At 63.0% G+C, this 16,243-nt stretch carries 16 protein-coding genes; 6 read left to right on the top strand and 10 right to left on the bottom strand.

What is annotated here, in order from left to right; translation table 11 throughout:
• Window positions 1-141 precede the first annotated feature (141 nt).
• The gene (locus GLL_RS10655) at window positions 142-1,794 is read left to right on the top strand and encodes an alpha-keto acid decarboxylase family protein (protein WP_011142055.1); all 1,653 of its coding nucleotides are present in this window, start codon (window positions 142-144) and stop codon (window positions 1,792-1,794) included.
• A gap of 157 nt (window positions 1,795-1,951) precedes the next feature.
• Window positions 1,952-2,143 carry a chlorophyll a/b-binding protein gene (locus GLL_RS10650; protein WP_011142054.1) on the top strand — a complete coding sequence of 64 codons (192 nt, stop codon included), beginning with the start codon at window positions 1,952-1,954 and terminating at the stop codon, window positions 2,141-2,143.
• 134 nt (window positions 2,144-2,277) lie between these two features.
• Here GLL_RS10650 and GLL_RS10645 read toward each other — a convergent pair whose 3' ends face one another.
• The 5 genes from GLL_RS10645 to GLL_RS10625 all read right to left on the bottom strand — a co-directional run bounded on the left by GLL_RS10645 (window position 2,278) and on the right by GLL_RS10625 (window position 7,821).
• On the bottom strand, window positions 2,278-3,045 hold the full coding sequence (locus GLL_RS10645) for a class I SAM-dependent methyltransferase (protein ID WP_011142053.1): 768 nt from the start codon (window positions 3,043-3,045) through the stop codon (window positions 2,278-2,280).
• A gap of 1 nt (window position 3,046) precedes the next feature.
• Window positions 3,047-4,366 (bottom strand): ABC transporter ATP-binding protein, encoded by a 1,320-nt coding sequence (locus GLL_RS10640; RefSeq protein ID WP_011142052.1) that lies wholly within the window; start codon window positions 4,364-4,366, stop codon window positions 3,047-3,049.
• Window positions 4,354-5,043, bottom strand: a complete 690-nt coding sequence (locus tag GLL_RS10635) for an energy-coupling factor transporter transmembrane component T family protein (RefSeq protein WP_011142051.1) — start codon at window positions 5,041-5,043, stop codon at window positions 4,354-4,356. Before GLL_RS10635 ends, GLL_RS10640 begins: the two co-directional genes overlap by 13 nt.
• The gene (locus GLL_RS10630; RefSeq protein ID WP_164928925.1) at window positions 5,030-5,605 is read right to left on the bottom strand and encodes a hypothetical protein; all 576 of its coding nucleotides are present in this window, start codon (window positions 5,603-5,605) and stop codon (window positions 5,030-5,032) included. The genes GLL_RS10635 and GLL_RS10630 overlap by 14 nt, the downstream gene beginning before the upstream one ends.
• Before the next feature lie 89 nt (window positions 5,606-5,694).
• Window positions 5,695-7,821, bottom strand: coding sequence for a TonB-dependent receptor plug domain-containing protein (locus GLL_RS10625; protein ID WP_011142049.1), 2,127 nt, complete (start codon window positions 7,819-7,821; stop codon window positions 5,695-5,697).
• Window positions 7,822-8,070: 249 nt separating this feature from the next.
• Here GLL_RS10625 and gyrA point away from each other — a divergent pair, with 249 nt between their 5' ends.
• Entirely contained in the window at window positions 8,071-10,548 is a 2,478-nt protein-coding gene (gene gyrA, locus GLL_RS10620; RefSeq protein WP_011142048.1) for a DNA gyrase subunit A, read from the top strand.
• Between the two features lie 15 nt (window positions 10,549-10,563).
• Here the strand turns inward: gyrA and GLL_RS10615 are convergent, their stop codons facing one another.
• Entirely contained in the window at window positions 10,564-11,508 is a 945-nt protein-coding gene (locus tag GLL_RS10615) for an NAD-dependent epimerase/dehydratase family protein (protein WP_011142047.1), read from the bottom strand.
• 146 nt (window positions 11,509-11,654) lie between these two features.
• On the opposite strand from GLL_RS10615, the gene GLL_RS10610 reads away from it, so the two are divergent.
• The 3 genes from GLL_RS10610 to GLL_RS10600 are packed head-to-tail and all read left to right on the top strand — an operon-like array spanning window position 11,655 to window position 13,497.
• Window positions 11,655-12,464, top strand: coding sequence for a PHP domain-containing protein (locus GLL_RS10610; protein WP_011142046.1), 810 nt, complete (start codon window positions 11,655-11,657; stop codon window positions 12,462-12,464).
• A gap of 2 nt (window positions 12,465-12,466) precedes the next feature.
• Window positions 12,467-13,303, top strand: a complete 837-nt coding sequence (gene larE / locus GLL_RS10605) for an ATP-dependent sacrificial sulfur transferase LarE (RefSeq protein WP_011142045.1) — start codon at window positions 12,467-12,469, stop codon at window positions 13,301-13,303.
• Entirely contained in the window at window positions 13,300-13,497 is a 198-nt protein-coding gene (locus tag GLL_RS10600; RefSeq protein ID WP_011142044.1) for a DUF6737 family protein, read from the top strand. Before larE ends, GLL_RS10600 begins: the two co-directional genes overlap by 4 nt.
• A 16-nt stretch (window positions 13,498-13,513) precedes the next feature.
• Here the strand turns inward: GLL_RS10600 and GLL_RS10595 are convergent, their stop codons facing one another.
• The 4 genes from GLL_RS10595 to GLL_RS10580 form a co-directional block, all read right to left on the bottom strand.
• Window positions 13,514-13,996, bottom strand: coding sequence for an adenosine-specific kinase (locus tag GLL_RS10595; RefSeq protein WP_011142043.1), 483 nt, complete (start codon window positions 13,994-13,996; stop codon window positions 13,514-13,516).
• A 26-nt stretch (window positions 13,997-14,022) separates the two neighbouring features.
• Window positions 14,023-14,361, bottom strand: a complete 339-nt coding sequence (locus GLL_RS10590; protein WP_164928923.1) for a DUF3007 family protein — start codon at window positions 14,359-14,361, stop codon at window positions 14,023-14,025.
• A gap of 210 nt (window positions 14,362-14,571) precedes the next feature.
• Window positions 14,572-15,357, bottom strand: a complete 786-nt coding sequence (locus GLL_RS10585; RefSeq protein ID WP_011142041.1) for an HAD family hydrolase — start codon at window positions 15,355-15,357, stop codon at window positions 14,572-14,574.
• 40 nt (window positions 15,358-15,397) lie between these two features.
• Entirely contained in the window at window positions 15,398-16,222 is an 825-nt protein-coding gene (locus GLL_RS10580) for a class I SAM-dependent methyltransferase (protein ID WP_011142040.1), read from the bottom strand.
• Window positions 16,223-16,243 lie beyond the last annotated feature (21 nt).

Here is a 16,243-nt window from a genome sequence, read left to right as displayed (position 1 = left end):
GGGGTTCCTATCGAGGGGGCCACTTCCTTATCGCCAAAGTGGCCGGTGCCGTCAAGGCGGGCATTTTGCGATTTGTGTGGGTCAAAAGCCGCCCCTTCCCCCATTGGGCATCATGGAAATCGATGGGTCAGGGTTTGCACGATGGCTTCTTCTGTATTGACCGTGGGCGAGTACTTGATCGAACGGTTGTACTCCCACGGCGTGCACCATATCTTCGGCGTGCCCGGCGATTACGTCCTCGGTTTTTTCAAGCAACTGTGCGACAGCCCCATAAAAGTGATCAATACGTGTGACGAACAGGGGGCCGGGTTCGCCGCCGACGCCTACGCCCGCGTACGCGGACTCGGGGCCGTCTGCGTCACCTACTGCGTGGGCGGCCTCAAAGTTGCCAATACTACTGCCCAGGCCTACGCCGAAAAATCGCCGGTCGTGGTGATTAGCGGCGCGCCGGGCACCAACGAGCGCCACAAAAATCCGCTGTTGCACCACAAAGTGCGCGAGTTCGACACCCAACTCAAAGTGTTCGAGCAACTGACAGTCGCCGCGACGGTACTGGACGACCCGCAGACGGCCTTCTGTGAAATCGACCGGGTGTTCGAGGCGGCTTTGCGCTACCGCCGGCCGGTCTACATCGAATTGCCGCGCAACGTCGCCCGCGCCACCGGTTCCGCCTGTCACCTGCGCGAGTTGCCCCAGGAGACCAGCGACCCGGCCACGCTGGGCGAAGCCGTCAAAGAAGCCGTAGCCCGCATCAACGCGAGCCGCCAGCCGGTGATTCTGGCTGGAGAAGAACTGCACCGCTTCGCGTTGCAGCCCTTGCTCGCGCAGCTCATCGAGAAGACCAACATTCCGGTGGCTTCGACCATCCTGGGCAAATCGGTCTTCCCTGAGTCCCATCCGCGCTACCTGGGCGTCTACGAGGGAGCGATGGGCCGCGAGGACGTGCGCGACTACGTCGAAGCGAGCGACTGCCTGGTGTTGCTCGGAGCGCTGATGACCGATATGAACCTGGGCATCTACACCGCCAATCTCGACCCGCGCCGGTCCATTTACTGCGCCACCGAGAAGCTCACTATCGGCTACCACTCCTACGAGGACGTGCGGTTGCAGGACTTCGCAGCCGGTCTACTGGCAGGCGAGATCGAGCGGCGGGTGGACGGACCGACTCCCCATCCCCTGCCCCTCGCCCAGTTCCAGCCGGTCCAGGATAGACCGATGACCGTGCTGCGCCTTTTCCAGCAGCTCAACGCCTTTTTGGACGACGAAACGATCGTGGTGGCCGACCCCGGCGACGCCCTTTTTGCCGGGGCGGATCTGTTTATCCCGGGCAAGACGCGGTTTCTGGCTCCTGCCTACTACGCCTCCCTCGGCTTTGCCGTCCCCGCCGCCCTCGGCGCCCAGATGGCCGACGCGCGCCTCAGGCCCCTGGTGCTGGTGGGCGACGGCGCCTTTCAGATGAGCGGCCTGGAACTCTCGACCATTGCCCGCTTCGGCCTCGACCCGATTGTCGTGTTGCTCAACAACCGGGGCTACGGCACCGAGCGGCCGATGCAGGACGGTTCTTTCAACGACGTGCTCAACTGGAACTACAGCCGTCTGCCGGAGTTGCTGGGCACGGGCCGGGGCTTCGAAGTTTCGACAGAGGACCAACTTGCCGCCGCCCTGCACGAAGCGCGCCGCCACCGGGGCAGTTTCTCCTTGATCGATGTGCACCTCGAACCGGGAGATCTCTCGCCCGCCCTCCGGCGCATGACCGATTCGATGGGCCAGCGGGTGCGTCCGGCCGCCGTTTGATGGGGTTCCCCTCCAGCGATAGAGCATTTTGGCTGTACACGCCTCCTGGGTACCTCGCAAGACCGAGGAACAATTGTCCCTTGTGGCAGGTGGAGTCGGATCACGGTCGCGAATAGGATGAATTCAAGCAACACTGATGAACCCCAGGAGAATAGCCATGACCACGGGACCCCAGAATGATCTTGAGCGCACCGAAATCAACGGCCGCGACCGCAATGCCTTTCTTTTTGGTTTCACTCCCCAGGCGGAGATCTGGAACGGCCGTCTGGCGATGATTGGCTTTGTCGCTTATCTGCTTTGGGATTATGCAGGCTATAGCGTTCTGCGCCAAGTTCTCGGCATTATTTAATTTCAATCCGGCGCTGGTTTGTCAATTGCCTGCAACGATGACACCGGCATATCATGCTGGATGTAGTTAACTAAAAGTCTGTAGCGATAGCGAAACGCAAGGTCCGGTGCTTACCAGCACCGGGCTTTTTTACGTCAAGCGAATGCTTTGCAGATAAATAGACCGTTGTTGCCGGGGTTTCGCCAACCGAGGGGCCGACCAAGGATTTCGAGCGCCGTGCTTTCCACAGGCTCGAAGCCTGCTTGGGTAAAGACCCGCGCAGCGGCGGCGGCATCGGCAAAGCGACTACGAAACGGGCTGCGGGAAAGGCTTTTGCCCTGGTTGTCAAAATACCCGGCATCGAGCAAGTCGCACAGCAGAACGCCTTGCGCAACCAGGGAGCGATCTCGCCAGTTGTCGGCAAGCCGCCCAATGTCCTCCACGCTGAAGTAGGGCAGTACACCCTGCAGCGAGAGCAGGCAGGCCCGCTCGCCGCCGAGGGCATCTTCGAGGCGGTCAATTGAAAGATCAAACCCGTCGGCATGCCAGTTGTCAGGCTTACCCAGGCTTTCTACCCGCCGCCGCTTGCTTTGGGCCACCGCAGGCAGGTCCAGTTCCAGCACCGAGCAATCCGGGAAAGTGCGCGCCCAGCGCAGCCCCAGGGTAGAAAAACCACTGCCGATATCAACTACAAAACCGGTCGGTTTGCCCCGGAGGATATCGCACCCCAGCGCAAAGAACACTTCTTCGCGCACGGCGAACTGGTCCACCAGGGCCGTGGCTCCGAGGCGCAGTGTCCAGCCTGCCGCCAGGCGCGACCAACCCCGGGACAGCAAGACAGACTCGGGGGAGCGAAAGCGGCTGGCGGCGCGAGCTCCCGCCGTCAATTCCGCCAACAGCAGCGCGCGTCCGGGCTTTGCCATGCTAGAGCGCAACCACCCTCGCTCCCAGGCGGGAAGCCGCCTGGGGGTCGTGGCTGGTGAGAATCAGCGCTCCGCCCTTGCCGGTGAACGCTTCGAGTGCGTCCAGCATCAGCGAGAGCGAGCGCGGATCTTGGCCCACGGTGATCTCGTCGAGCAGACAGATGCGCGGCCTGCGGGCGAGCACCGCTGCGAGGGCCAACCGGCGCTTCTGGCCCTGGGAGAGCGATTGGGGGTGCTGCTCGCGCTGGGGGAGCAAATTGAGTTGTTCGAGTAGCTGCTCGGCAAATTCCGGCGCCACCCCCGGCTGGGCCACTTCGCCTGCGACGCTGTCGGCAAAGAGCTGGTGATTGGGGTTCTGGAGCACAAAGCCCAGGGTGCGGGCGCGCTCGGCAACATTCTGTTTGAGGGCATCTTTACCCAGGATCGCCAGCGACCCGCCGGTCGGGCGCAACAAACCGCACAACAGCTTGAGCAGCGTCGTCTTGCCGCAGCCGTTGTCGCCTTTGAGCAACACCGTCTCCCCGGCACGCACGGTCAGATCCGGCAAAGGCGGATAGCCTCCGTAGGCGAGGATCCGGCTTTCGAGCACCACCGGCCCGGCGGCGGGCCGGACGAGAACGGCGCTGGCGACAGCGCTTTGCGGCAGACCCGGGAGCAACGTTCCATCGGCGCAACAGTAGCTGCGGTGGGCGACGGCGGCCACCAAGTCGAGCCGGTGTTCGACCAGCAAAATCGCCTGGCCGGCACGAGCGCGCCGGACCAGCAACTCCAGCAGCAACTGCGCCCCGGCCCGGTCGAGGTAGGCAAACGGTTCGTCGAGCAACAGCACCGGCTGATCCATGGCAAGCACGCAGGCGAGCACCAGACGCTGTTTTTGACCGGCGGAGAGGCGGGCGATTGGCCAATCGCGCTGGCTTTGAAGGCCAAATTCGGCGAGCAACTCGCCCATTTGCTCTGCGATCCGCCCTGGGGGGACATTCAGATTCTCCAGGCCAAAGGCCACCTCCTCGCGCACCCGGTCGGTAAAGATCTGCACCTCGACGTTTTGCAGCACCGTGCCGATGTGGCGGGCGCGCTCGCGCACCGACAGCGGCAGCAGCGAGCGGCCGGCAAAGGCCACTTCCCCTTCGAGGCGACCGCCGGTATGGGCGGGGATCACCCCGGCGACGGCATTGATCAGGGTGCTTTTGCCGCTGCCGGTGGGACCGGCCACCAGCACGATCTCGCCGGGAGCGAGGGTGAGCTGCACGTTGTGCAAAATTTGCCGCTCCTGGCCGGGCGGGGCGAATCCCAGTCCCCGCACTTCAATCAGGCTGTCCATTCCAGTCCCCCCACCGCGATCAGCAACGCCGCGGCACCCAGGGCAAAGAGCGTATCCCCGGGGCGCCAGCGCAGCGGTTGGCTGGTGCTGCGCGGCGACTCCGGGTCGTAGCCGCGCGTCTCGAGGCCCACGGTCACATCGTCGGCATAGCTCACGATCCGAAAAATCAAGGGCGTGAACAGCCCCGAGAACCACAGCCCCGGCCGCCGGGCCAGATCGACGCCCCGCAGCAAATTCGCTTCGATAATGCGCTGCGCTTCCTGCTGGATGATCGGCAAGAAACGCCAGGTGAGCATCAGGCTCAGCACCAAAAAAGGCGGCAGCCGCACCGCCTGAAAGGCCCGCACCAGATCGCCGGGGGCGGTGGTGGCAGGCAGCAACAGCGCGGGCAGAATCAAGACCAGCAACCTGGCCGCTCCCAGCCCCGCGTAGCCCCAGTCGCCCGAAAGTGTGCCCGTAAGACCGGTGAAGATCAGCAAAAAGACGCCGACGCCGACGACGCTCTTTGTCTCCACCCGCACCGACACAAAAGTGAGCACCATCAGCACGCTCACCAACAACAGGTTGGCCCATACGCTTTTGAGCGCGAAGGCGCAGGCCGTCAGCGCAATGCTCAAAACGATCTTGAGCAGCGGGTTGACGGAGCCCAAAAACTGCGGCAGCTTAGCGAGCGACATCGAGCTTGCCCGCCCGCTGCAACTGAAAGACGATCTGCTCCCCCAGCCACCAACCGACCGCCCCGGCCAGGGCGCTCACCACAGCGGCGGGCACCAGCACCCAGGGCTGGGTGAGCCACTGGGCGGCCAGATCTCCCACCGGCGTGCCGCGCAGGAAGGTGACGCCGATGAACCAGCCGGTCAGGCAGGTGGCGGCAAAGAAGGCCATGTTGGCCAACAGGCGGGTGGTTCTGCCGGCAAAGCCGCCGCTCACCAGCCCCACCAGCTCGGCGGCGAGCAGGGCCGCCACCAGAAAAGCCGAGATCGTCCAGGAGATGATTCCCAAGATCAGCGCGAGCACCCCCGCCATCAGGGCGACGGCCCCCGAACGGCGCAACCGGGCCATCCCCAGGGTGAGAAAGATGGCGGCAAACGGCGCCCAGGCGATCGTGGTCGCCCCGGGTAGCGGAATAGCCGAAGCGAAAGGCTGGGTGACCTTGGCCGTTACGGCCAGACCCACGGTCATCAAGGCGGCGAAAACATAGTCTTTGAGTTGCCAGCGCTGTGCCATCGACTTTTCCATCGCGGTTCTCCTGACCCAATTCGAGAAAAAACGCATCCCAGGCAAGTCGGCTGGGCGGCTCAATCACCCTGAAGCCAGCATAACAGCGATCAAAACTCCGCCCTCACCGCCCCCAATAGCCTCGCCCCCGGCGCCACAAAGCCGCTGGTCGGATAGATGTACTGGGCGTTGGTGACGTTCTCGACGCTCACCGTCAGCTGCACATTGGGGACGAAGCGGTAACCGAAGCTCAGATCGAGCACACCCGCCGGGGGGGTGCCGGGGCCGACCACACCGTTGTTGCCGATCACCGAACCCTGGCCGCCGTAGATGCGCGACTGCAGCAGGGCGTTGAAGGTCTTGTCGTCGTAGACCAGGCGCAACAGGGCCGTGAGCGGAAAAACTTCCAGTTGCGACAGCGGCAGCCCGGAGCCGTCGCGGCCGTCGACGTAGGTGAGGTTGGCTTCAAAAAAAGCCTGGGGCGAAAAAAAGTAAGCGCTCGAAAATTCGAGCCCCTGCAGCTGGACATTTTTGTTGAGCACGGTTTGGGAAGGGGGCGGCGGTCCGAAGGGGGGCGCTCCAAAGGCAACGAGCGGCCCGAAGCCGAGAAAGTCGGTGACCTGGTTGTTGAAGTAAGTGATCCCGGCGCGAAACTCGGGACTCGTGTAGTTGATGCCGATGTCGAAGTTGTCGGCCCGCTCCGGCCGCAAGTTGGGATTTGCCTGGACGTTGCCGGCGCTCGGGGCGAAGAAGGTGCCCTCCGGGCTGCTGCCGAACAAAAACAGCAGGCTCGGGGGCCGGAAGCCCTGGGCAAAATTTGCCCGCAGGGCCAGTTCGGGGGTGATGGAGTAAATGGCCCCGGCGTTGAAGGTGACGCGGTTGGCGTTGTTGACCAGACCCGTGTTCGTGTTCTGGTCGTAGGTGTCGTAGCGTACCCCGCCCGCCACGGTGAAGCTCGGGGTAATGTCGTAGGAACCCTGCAGAAAGACGCCGTTGAAGCTGCGGGTGGCCAGCGGCGATTGCACCGAAGGCACAGCAAAGCGATCGATCGAGGTCGAAGCGTCCTGGCTGAAGTCGTAGCCGTAGGTGAGCACCGCCGAACCGAGGGCCGTGTTGGCCTGCGCGGAGAGGCCGTAGGTCTCGGTGAGGCTGTAGGTCGAACTGGGGGTGGTGAGGGTGATAAACGTCGGCGGCGCGGGCGGGAAGAATGCGGCCTGCCGGCTGGGCGTCCCGAACAGGCTGGACGTTCCGTTCCCCCCGACAGCAAATGGGCTGGCAAACACCGGGATTGTCACCGCCGTGGTGTTGTCGAATCGCCGCTCGTTTTTTTGGTAGTTGGCCCTGAGGGCAAAGCTCGTTCCTCCCGGCGCCCCGTCGTTGATGTAGGCGATCGAGTAGCGGTCGCGGTTGCGAAATTGGTTCTGGGCAAAGACAAAAGGCGGAGTCGGAAAACCGTTGAGATCGGCGTAACTCTGGCGGTAGCGGTCGAAGCGCAGCTCCAGGTGATTGGTCGCATCGAAGTCGATCCGGCCGCTCGCGTAGGCGTCGAAGGCGTCGTAGCCGGTGCCGTTGGTGGGAATGGGCCGCGAGAGGCCGTCTTTGGCGTCTCCCGCCGTGCGCAAAGACAACCCCGCCACTACGTTCGGCCCCTGAAATTCGACGTTGCCGCCGATTTCTGAGAAGTTGCCGCCGTAGAGATACGTGCGCACCTTGGGCGGCGTGTCGAAGCGCGGCAGCGTCGTGATGATGTTGATGACGCCCCCAAAGGCGTCCGCCCCGTAGATCGACGAGGCCGGGCCTTTGAGCACCTCCAGCCGCTCGACCCGGAATGGGTCCACAGAACCGAGATCCGGGCCGAATTCCAGATTCGGCAGCCGCTCACCGTCTACCAGCACCGCGATGCGCTCGCCGGTCAGGCCGCGGATATTCGCCGCCCCGCTCAGCAAGCCCAGGCGGTTGATGGTGATCCCCGGCAAGGTCTGCAGCGCATCGGCCACCGTGCGCAACAGCGGCTGCTCGCGATCGAGTTCGGAGCGGGTCTTGATCGACACCGTGGCCGGGGTCTTCGAGCGCGGCGTCGCCCGGCGGTTCGCGGTGACGGTCACCTCGTCGAGGTCCGATTCGGCCGCCTGGGTGGTGTCGGGCGCTCCGGGAAGGTCGGGGGTCTGCTGGGCATAGGCCGGCGCAACGAGAGCCGCACCCAGGATCAAAAGGACGGACAGGCAGGAGAATCGCATCGTTTGTTCACTCGCTCACCCTCCGATTGATGCCATACCGGAAGCGATTACCCAATCCGGGCAGGGGGGATAGGCAAACCGGAAAATCCCGCACCTGTGATACAAAGGCCTGTAACCGCCCGCCATTGGAAGAACTGCTCCCTGGGGGTGGCCACCGGGACAAGCGCTGTGTACAATCGTGCACAACTCGTCCCTTGTCGCGTCCGCCTATTTGTCCGGCCACCTTCTTACCCGAGTGCCGCCATCGCCATGCCCAGACAACTCGAACTGACCGGCCCCGAACCCAAAGCCCGGGTCGTGCCCACCGCCCTGCACTCGGAGATGCAGCGCTCGTATCTTGAGTACGCGATGAGCGTGATTGTCGGGCGGGCGCTGCCGGATGTGCGCGACGGCCTCAAACCGGTGCACCGGCGGATTCTCTTTGCGATGCACGAACTGGGACTGGCCCCCGACCGGCCTTTTCGCAAGTGCGCCCGCGTCGTGGGCGACGTGCTGGGCAAGTACCATCCCCACGGCGACACGGCGGTCTACGACGCCCTGGTGCGGCTGGTGCAAGATTTTTCTTCGCGCTACCCGCTGCTGTCGGGCCACGGCAACTTCGGCTCGATCGACAACGACCCGCCCGCGGCGATGCGCTACACCGAGTGCCGGCTGGCTGCGGTGGGGGTCGATGCGCTGCTGGCGGAGATCGACGATCAGACAGTCGAATTTACCGACAACTTCGACGGCTCCCAGCGCGAACCGGAAGTGCTGCCGGCGCGTTTGCCGGTGTTGCTGCTCAACGGCAGCGCCGGGATCGCCGTCGGCATGGCCACGAATATTCCGCCCCACAACCTGGGGGAGCTGGTGGATGGGCTGGTGGCCCTGATCGACAATCCCGAATTGGCCGACGAGCAGTTGCTGCGGATCATTCCCGGGCCGGACTTTCCGACCGGCGGCCAAATTATCGGCACCGAGGGCATCCGCGAGGCGTACCTCACTGGCCGCGGCTCGATCACCATGCGCGGGATCACCCACTGCGAGGAGGTGGGCAGCGGCCGACGGCGCAAACCGGCGATCATCGTCACCGCCCTGCCCTACCAGGTCAACAAAGCCGCCTGGATCGAAAAAGTGGCCGAGCTGGTCAACCTGGGCAAGGTCAACGGCATCAGCGACCTGCGCGACGAATCGAACCGCGAAGGGGTGCGCGTCGTGCTCGAAATGAAGCGCGAGGCGCGCCCCGAGGCGATTCTGGCGGGCCTCTACCGCCTCACGCCGCTGCAGGCCAACTTCGGGACGATCTTGCTGACGCTGGTGGGGGGCCAGCCCCGCCTGCTCAAGCTGCGCGAACTGCTCGAGCAGTTTCTCGAATTTCGGGTGGCTACCCTTACCCGCCGCATTCAGTACAACCTCCGGCGCGCGAGTGAGCGCGCCCACCAGCTCGAAGGACAACTTGTCGCCCTGGCCAATTTGCAGCCCATCGTCCAGATGCTGAGTGCGGCGCGCGACGCCGCCCAGGCCCGAGCCGAACTGGAGGCGAGCTACGGCCTGAGCGAACGGCAATCCGAAGAAATTTTGCAGATGCCCCTCAGGCGGCTCACCCAGCTCGACCGCGAGCGCCTTGCCTCCGAGCACCGCGAACTGCGCGAGAAGGTGATCGAGCTGCAGTCGCAGCTCGATAGCCGCCGCAAATTGCTCGGTCTGCTCAAGCGCGAACTGCGCGATCTCAAGAAAAAACACGCCGACCCCCGCCGCACCTGCATCGAGGCGCGCACCGCGCCGCTGCCGACCCTCGCCGAGATCACCAGCGACGACGAAGTTGTGGTGCAACTGACCCACCGCGGCTACGTGCGCCGGATCCCCGCCGCCGCCTTTGAGCGGCGCAGCCGCTCGCGCAGGGCCGTCTCGCGCACGGAGGACAACGACTTTGTCGTCGAGAGCTACCCGACGCGCACCCGCAACGAATTGCTGGTCATCACCCGCTCCGGACGCGCCTACTCGCTGAAAGTCAGCGAAATCCCCGAGACGGGACCCCGCAGCCGGGGTACGCCCCTGGTCACTTTGCTGTCGATCCAGGGGGAGCAGATAGCCGCCACCTTCGTGCGCGAAAATTATCCACCGGATTTGTTTTTGGTGCTGCTCACCCGCGAGGGCCGCATTAAGAAGCTGCTCTTGAGCGAGTGTGCCAACCTTACCGGTCGCGGCCTGATGATGCTCAAACTGAGCGAGGAGGACCAGCTCATCCAGGTGGGGCTTGCCACAGCCCACAGCCAGATCGTCGTGGGTACCAGCGCCGGGCGGCTGTTGCGCTTTGTGGCCGACGAGGCGCAGCTGCCGGCCATGGGCCGCTCCGCCCTCGGTTTGCAGGCCATCAAGCTGCGCCGCGGCGAGTCGCTCGCGGCCATGACCGTAGTGGGCAACGGCGAAGATCTGCTGATGGTAAGCCGCCTGGGCCTCGGCAAGCGCCTGAAGACAGGCGAGATACGCCTGCAGGAGCGCGCGGGCTTGGGTACACCCGTGGGTCTATTGCGCGAGCGCAACGGCGACAGTTTGCTGGCGGTGCTGGCGGTCGGAGCCGAAGGGGAGGTGGCTATGGCCACCGATCAAGAGCGCTTGGTGCAGGTCGATCTGGGCGAACTGGCGGCAACCGACCGCTCAAGCCCCGGCAAGCCCCTCGCAGTGCTCAATCCGGCTGAGCAGATCATCGCGGTCACCCGTCTGTCGGCGGAGCCGGAGGAAACGGATTGATCGGCTTCAGGTGGCCTATTCCGCCAAAATCCCCGCCAGGGTGTTGAAGGGCGTGCTCAGCCCGAAGGTGGCCGGATTGACCACCTGCTTGTAATTGAAGTGGCGCTGCTTGATGTAGTAATAATCCCAGGGGCTCATCTGGATATGGAAGACTTTGATAATCCACTCCATGATGCCCACCGTCATCTCGAAGCGCCCAAACACCCGCTTGTTGCCAAAAAACGCGCACAACTGTTCGAGGCATTCGTTGACGGTGATGGCCGGGTTGCCCAGTACCAGTTCGTTGCTCTCGGTGTCATGGGCAAGCAGGTGGTGGGTGACCAGGGCGACATCGTGGGCGTGGATGAAATGAAAACTCGCGTCGGTCTTGAAAAAACGGGCGACCCCCAGCCACGGAGCCACCTTAGGAATACCCGAGGAGACGTGGGAGACGGGTTTATCCTTGCCCGCCGCCATGATGAGCGTTGGAAATAGCGACACAATCCGGTCGTAGACGCCCAGTTCGGGCAGCCGCTCGTGGCAGAGGTATTTGGTGCGGATGTAGTCGGTGCCCTCGCGCTTGGCGAATTCGAGGGGCCGGTTGTCGTTGTCGAGAATGCTGCTGGTCGAAAAATAGAGCACCTTGCAGCAGCGCTCGTGGTTGACGGCGCCCAGCAGTTGGAGAGTCTGGACGAAGTTGACCGCGTAGGCGGCGTCGGCCCCGCCCCAGGAGGTGGCCATGTGGATCAGGTAATCGCTCTGCTCCAGGTAGGGCCGATAAAGGTCGAGGTCGGCAAGGGTGCCTGGGATAATCGTGACGTTCGGATGCGCGCGGACGCTGCTTTTGAGTTTGAGGGGCTCTCTGAGGAGCAGATAGGAATGGTATCGGTCATCCTCGATGAGGATATCGAGCAGGTACTGACCCACACATCCACTGGCACCAGTGACAAAGACATTCCTACGCCGCGTCCCGCCGCTCAAAACTGTGGACCTCCAGGGGAAAGTGGGATCAAGGTTCCAATTATAAAAGTTTTGCGGACAGATTTTACCACCGGCAAAGCGCGATTCGTCCTCGCCGGGTCGGCATCTGTTAGCTTGGAGGCGACACCTTGGCTGCCCCGAGCGCAATGATCGAACTGCACTGTCACACGACTTGTTCCGACGGCACCCTGACGCCGAGTGAACTGGTGGCCTCGGCGGCGGCGGCGGGGATCACAGCCCTGGCCATCACCGATCACGACACGCTCTCCGGCTGGCCCGAGGCGCACGAAGCCTGCCTCCGCCACGGCCTGGAGCTGATCCCCGGTCTCGAACTCAGCACGGTCCACAACAGCAGTTCGCTGCATATTTTGGGCTTTTACCCGGATCCGGTGCAGCTGGCCCCCTTTTTGGAGGAGCGCCACGCCGCCCGGGTGCGCCGGGCGGGGCGTATCGTCGGGCGGCTGGCCGAACTGGGCTATCCGATCGCGATGCCCTCGGTACCGACGCCGGGGCGCTTTCACATCGCAAGCGCCCTCAAGCAGGCGGGCTACGTGAACGACGAACAAGATGCCTTTCGGCGCTGGCTGGGGGAGGGCAAACCCGCCTACGTCCCCTACGAGCACCTGAGCGCCGAGGAAGGCATTCGCCGCCTGCGCGAGTGCGGCGCGGTGACGGTGTGGGCGCATCCGCTGTTGTTTCGGGGCGGCAGTGTCGAGGAGGTGCTGCCGGCGCTCGCGGCAAGCGGCCTGCAGGGCATCGAGGTCTACCACAGCGAGCACACCCCCCGCCAGAGCGCCCGCCTCGCCGAACTGGCCCGGCAGTGGGGTCTGGTGGTGACCGGCGGCAGCGATTTTCACGGCGACAACAAGTCCGGGGTCAGCCTCAACATGCTCCAATTGCCCTTGACCCTGCTGGATCCGATTAAACGCCTGGCCGGGGTGCCGGCGGCGGTATAGCCATGCTTCAGACCAAACACACCAAGCTCATCGACATTTTTGCTTCCCTTGATCGGGTGCTGGTCGCCTACTCGGGTGGGGTCGACAGCACCCTGGTGGCCAAGGTGGCTTTCGACGCGCTCGGAGATCGCGCCCTGGCGGTGACGGCCGCCTCGCCCTCGCTGATGGCCGAAGATCTCGAAGAGGCCGTCCGCCAGGCCGCCCAGATCGGCATCGCCCACGAGATCATCGAGACCACCGAACTGGACGATCCTAACTACACGAGCAATCCGGCCAACCGCTGCTACTTCTGCAAGAGCGAACTGCACGGCAGACTGGTGCCCCTGGCCACGGCCCGCGGCATCGAGGTGGTCGTCGACGGCGCCAACCTGGATGATCTGGGCGACTACCGCCCCGGCTTTCAGGCCGCGCGCGAAAAAGGAATCCGCTCGCCGCTCATCGAGGTGGGGCTGACCAAGCTGGAGGTGCGCGAGTTGAGCCGTGGGCTGGGGCTTTCCACCTGGGACAAACCGGCGATGCCCTGTCTGTCGTCGCGCTTCCCCTACGGAGAGGCCATCGACCGCGAAAAGCTGCTGCGCCTGGCCGCCGCCGAGCGCTTCATGCGTTCGCTGGGGGAGCGCCAGTTCCGGGTGCGCTCGGCCGGCGACACGGCGCGCATCGAGCTGGCTCCCGAGCGCATCAAAGAGTTCGTGCTGCGCGTCGATCTGGCCGAACTGGTCAAAGCCTTTCAATCGTTTGGCTACAGCCTGGTGACGTTGGACCTGGAGGGTTACCGCAGCGGCAAACTCAACGCCGCTTTGTCCCCTGAGCAGTTGCAGCGATTCACCCAAAAACCATGACCGGCGACGACAGCCCCTGGCGCTTTAAACCCTGGTGGTGCCAACCGTGGTCGATTGCCCTCACCGGCTGCAGTTGGATGGCACTGACGTATTGGGTACTCGGACTCTCGGTGTGGTGGGGGGTTGCCGTCGCCCCGGTAGTGGTCTGGATGGGTTATTTTCTTTTTCTCTGGCCACGGTTGATGCGTCGGTAAGTCGATTCCAGAAAGCTCAAAGTTTGTAACCCACCCGCCGCAAAAAAGCCTGGCGCTGCTGCACATCGGCCGGACTTTCTACACCCCGGGGCGCAAAACCATCTACCACCCCAAGGATGCCGTTGCCCTGTTCGGTAACAGCAACGATCACCTGGGTGGGGTTGGCCGTGGCGCAGTAGATCGTGCAGACTTCTGCACACTGCTTGATGGCGTTGAGAAAGTTGATCGGATAGGCCTCCTTCAGCAAGATGACAAAGCAATGACCGGCACCGAGGGCCTGGGCATTGGCCGTCGCAACTTCCTGCAGCGGCGCATCGTTGCCCGAGAGGCGAATCAAGCAAGGACCGGAAGCCTCGCAAAAGGCGATGCCGAATTTGACTTGCGCGGAGATCCCCACGAATATCTCGTGCAGATCCTCGACGGTTTTGATGAAATGGGCCTGGCCGAGGATCAAGTTACAGTCCTCGGGAATGACCATGGTGACCGCTTTAAATTCCATCGCTTTGCCGCTATTGCAGATCCGCTTCAACCGGCGGAAGTCAGGGCGGTGATTTGCCGCTTGAGTTCTTGAATTTGGGCCTCCAGGGCCTCCTCCTCCAACTTGAGTTGGGCAATTCTGGCCTCGTGCTCCTGAATGATGCGGTCTTCTTGTCGAAGGGCATCGTAGAGATTGCGGATGTCTTGATCGACCGTCGGATGGGTCGATTGCCCGAGTGGTTCGCGCTTACCCAGCGTATAGGTATAAACCCATCCGACCAAGGCCGCGCACACCACCCCGCTGGTCCAGAAGCCTGCGTTCAAAGCGGGCATTCCCAACGCCTGCAAAAAGTTGTAGGCCACAGGAGCAATCAATAATATGCCCAAGGGAACCCAAAAATGTGCAAACAAATGTTTGATTTTTTCGACCACGGGAGAACCCTCCTTATCGATGTCTGGGTTCAAAAAATGGCAGACACTCAAGAAAAATTTTGCGAACTTGTTCGCATAGGAACAGTGTAACCGACGCCAAAAAAAGTGATTCGATTGTTGCAAAACAAGGAGAATCGTTAAACGTGGGCAATGCGGTGGGGCTGCTTACTGGGGCCAGTTGCAAAAGTCGTCCGCAAATTGTTCGAGGTTGAGCAGACGGATGCGGCTATCTGCGCGCACCCGTTCCCGTTCGGTCGGGGTGTTGTAGCCCCAGTCGGCGAGGTACAGCTGCACACTAGCCAGTTCTGCCAGCCTGGCCACTTTCTCCAGCGTGGCAAGCCGGTCTTCGACAAACCAGATGCGCTCGTAGCCCGCTCCCAGCAGTTTGGCGAGCGTCTCGGTCTTGGGCTGCTGAGTGTCTTTTCCGAAGATCCGCTCGCCGGGCCAGTCTACCCCCGCCTGCTCCAACAGCAACAGCACGAAGCGGCTTTCTTTGGTGGTGATCATGAACACCGCCGGTTGCGGGTGCTCGCACAGGGCACGCAACCGTCCGGCCACACCGGGATAGAGTCGGTGCAACTGCAGCCAGCCTTCGAGATCCCGGGCTATCCACGCGTCGCGCGTCCGGTCTACCTCCCCGGCCAATTGTGGAGCACTGACACCGGATTGGGCCAATAGTTGCTGGGAGATGCCTCCCCAATCGGCAAGAATGGCCTCAGGTTCGACTCCTCCGACAATCGCGCTGACAAGTAATGGCATCTCCCAGCCGGTCTCGACCACAGGCCGCAGCCGGTAGAACAGCTCCGCGACAGCGGCGGGAGGAGCCAGGTTGTCCGGTGGTGTCCACAACCGGCGGTATACCTGCCAGGCGGTTTGAAAATATTCCAACAATCCGTCGCAGAGGACGCCGTCAAAATCGAGGGCAAGCAGGTCCGGTGCAGGGGTGGCCATAGCCTGTGGCGGTGTGTCGAGGCGTTGCCTCTGTACAGTATCACTGCGGTGATTGGGGCTTTGTTCCGCTCACGACGAACCCGGTAAACGCGCAGAAGAATTGCCCTTCCCGGTCGAGTTGCTCCAAACCGGCAAGCCACCCCTGCGCCTGCTGGAAGTCCAGCCGCCCGGCTTCCTGCACCCGCCGGGCGGTGGCGTAGAGGTCGAAGACTTTGTCCGCCAGTTTCAGTTCGCGGATCACCAGGGTTTCAGGGCTGATTTCAATATTGACCAGTCCGGCGGCGGTAAAATACGCCGGCAGGTAGCGTCCCACCCAGCCGCTGGTAAACCCGTCGCACCAGTAATTGAGCATCGTGCGGGTGAGGGCGCGATCGTCGGAGTTGACCACGAACGTCTCCCAGTCCGGCTCCATGGCCACCACGCGCCCGCCAGCAGCGACGACGCGGGCCATCTCAGCCACCGCACGCCTGGGCTCCCGGATGTGCTGGAGAGTGCGATCGACCCGCGCCGCCTGAAAGCTTTCGTCTGCAAACGGTAAGTTCTGGGCGTCGGCCAGAACGAATTGCACGGGCAGATTCAGCCCCGCCGCATGCTGGTTGGCCAGTGCGAGCATTTCCTGACTGCTGTCGAGGGCAACCACTCGGCCTGTTGCTCCCACCCGGTCTGCCAGGGCAATAGCATCCTCGCCCCCGCCGCAACCCACCTCCAGTACCCGATCGCCCTCGCCAAGCTGCAGCAAATCGAAAGTCTTATGCTTGTAGCGCTGAAAATATGGCAGTGACATCAATAGCTTGAGGCAATCGACAAATTTTTCTGGGTTGCCTGTCGAATCGACATTTGCAAAACCCTCCGCCAGGTAGCTCATCGTTCGATTTCGCGATGGTGG

It is taken from the genome of Gloeobacter violaceus PCC 7421 (assembly GCF_000011385.1).
GTDB lineage: Bacteria > Cyanobacteriota > Cyanobacteriia > Gloeobacterales > Gloeobacteraceae > Gloeobacter > Gloeobacter violaceus.
Note: the sequence above shows the minus strand (reverse complement) of the source record. Positions and strands in the feature narration are given on the sequence as shown.

What these genes read in the sequence shown, in the direction of transcription:
- GLL_RS10655 (WP_011142055.1), top strand. Translation starts at nt 142, where the DNA reads ATGGCTTCTTCTGTATTGACCGTGGGCGAGTACTTGATCGAACGGTTG.
- GLL_RS10650 (WP_011142054.1), top strand. Translation starts at nt 1,952, where the DNA reads ATGACCACGGGACCCCAGAATGATCTTGAGCGCACCGAAATCAACGGC.
- GLL_RS10645 (WP_011142053.1), bottom strand. Translation starts at nt 3,045, where the DNA reads ATGGCAAAGCCCGGACGCGCGCTGCTGTTGGCGGAATTGACGGCGGGA.
- GLL_RS10640 (WP_011142052.1), bottom strand. Translation starts at nt 4,366, where the DNA reads ATGGACAGCCTGATTGAAGTGCGGGGACTGGGATTCGCCCCGCCCGGC.
- GLL_RS10635 (WP_011142051.1), bottom strand. Translation starts at nt 5,043, where the DNA reads ATGTCGCTCGCTAAGCTGCCGCAGTTTTTGGGCTCCGTCAACCCGCTG.
- GLL_RS10630 (WP_164928925.1), bottom strand. Translation starts at nt 5,605, where the DNA reads ATGGAAAAGTCGATGGCACAGCGCTGGCAACTCAAAGACTATGTTTTC.
- GLL_RS10625 (WP_011142049.1), bottom strand. Translation starts at nt 7,821, where the DNA reads ATGCGATTCTCCTGCCTGTCCGTCCTTTTGATCCTGGGTGCGGCTCTC.
- gyrA (WP_011142048.1), top strand. Translation starts at nt 8,071, where the DNA reads ATGCCCAGACAACTCGAACTGACCGGCCCCGAACCCAAAGCCCGGGTC.
- GLL_RS10610 (WP_011142046.1), top strand. Translation starts at nt 11,655, where the DNA reads ATGATCGAACTGCACTGTCACACGACTTGTTCCGACGGCACCCTGACG.
- larE (WP_011142045.1), top strand. Translation starts at nt 12,467, where the DNA reads ATGCTTCAGACCAAACACACCAAGCTCATCGACATTTTTGCTTCCCTT.
- GLL_RS10600 (WP_011142044.1), top strand. Translation starts at nt 13,300, where the DNA reads ATGACCGGCGACGACAGCCCCTGGCGCTTTAAACCCTGGTGGTGCCAA.
- GLL_RS10595 (WP_011142043.1), bottom strand. Translation starts at nt 13,996, where the DNA reads ATGGAATTTAAAGCGGTCACCATGGTCATTCCCGAGGACTGTAACTTG.
- GLL_RS10585 (WP_011142041.1), bottom strand. Translation starts at nt 15,357, where the DNA reads ATGGCCACCCCTGCACCGGACCTGCTTGCCCTCGATTTTGACGGCGTC.
- GLL_RS10580 (WP_011142040.1), bottom strand. Translation starts at nt 16,222, where the DNA reads ATGAGCTACCTGGCGGAGGGTTTTGCAAATGTCGATTCGACAGGCAAC.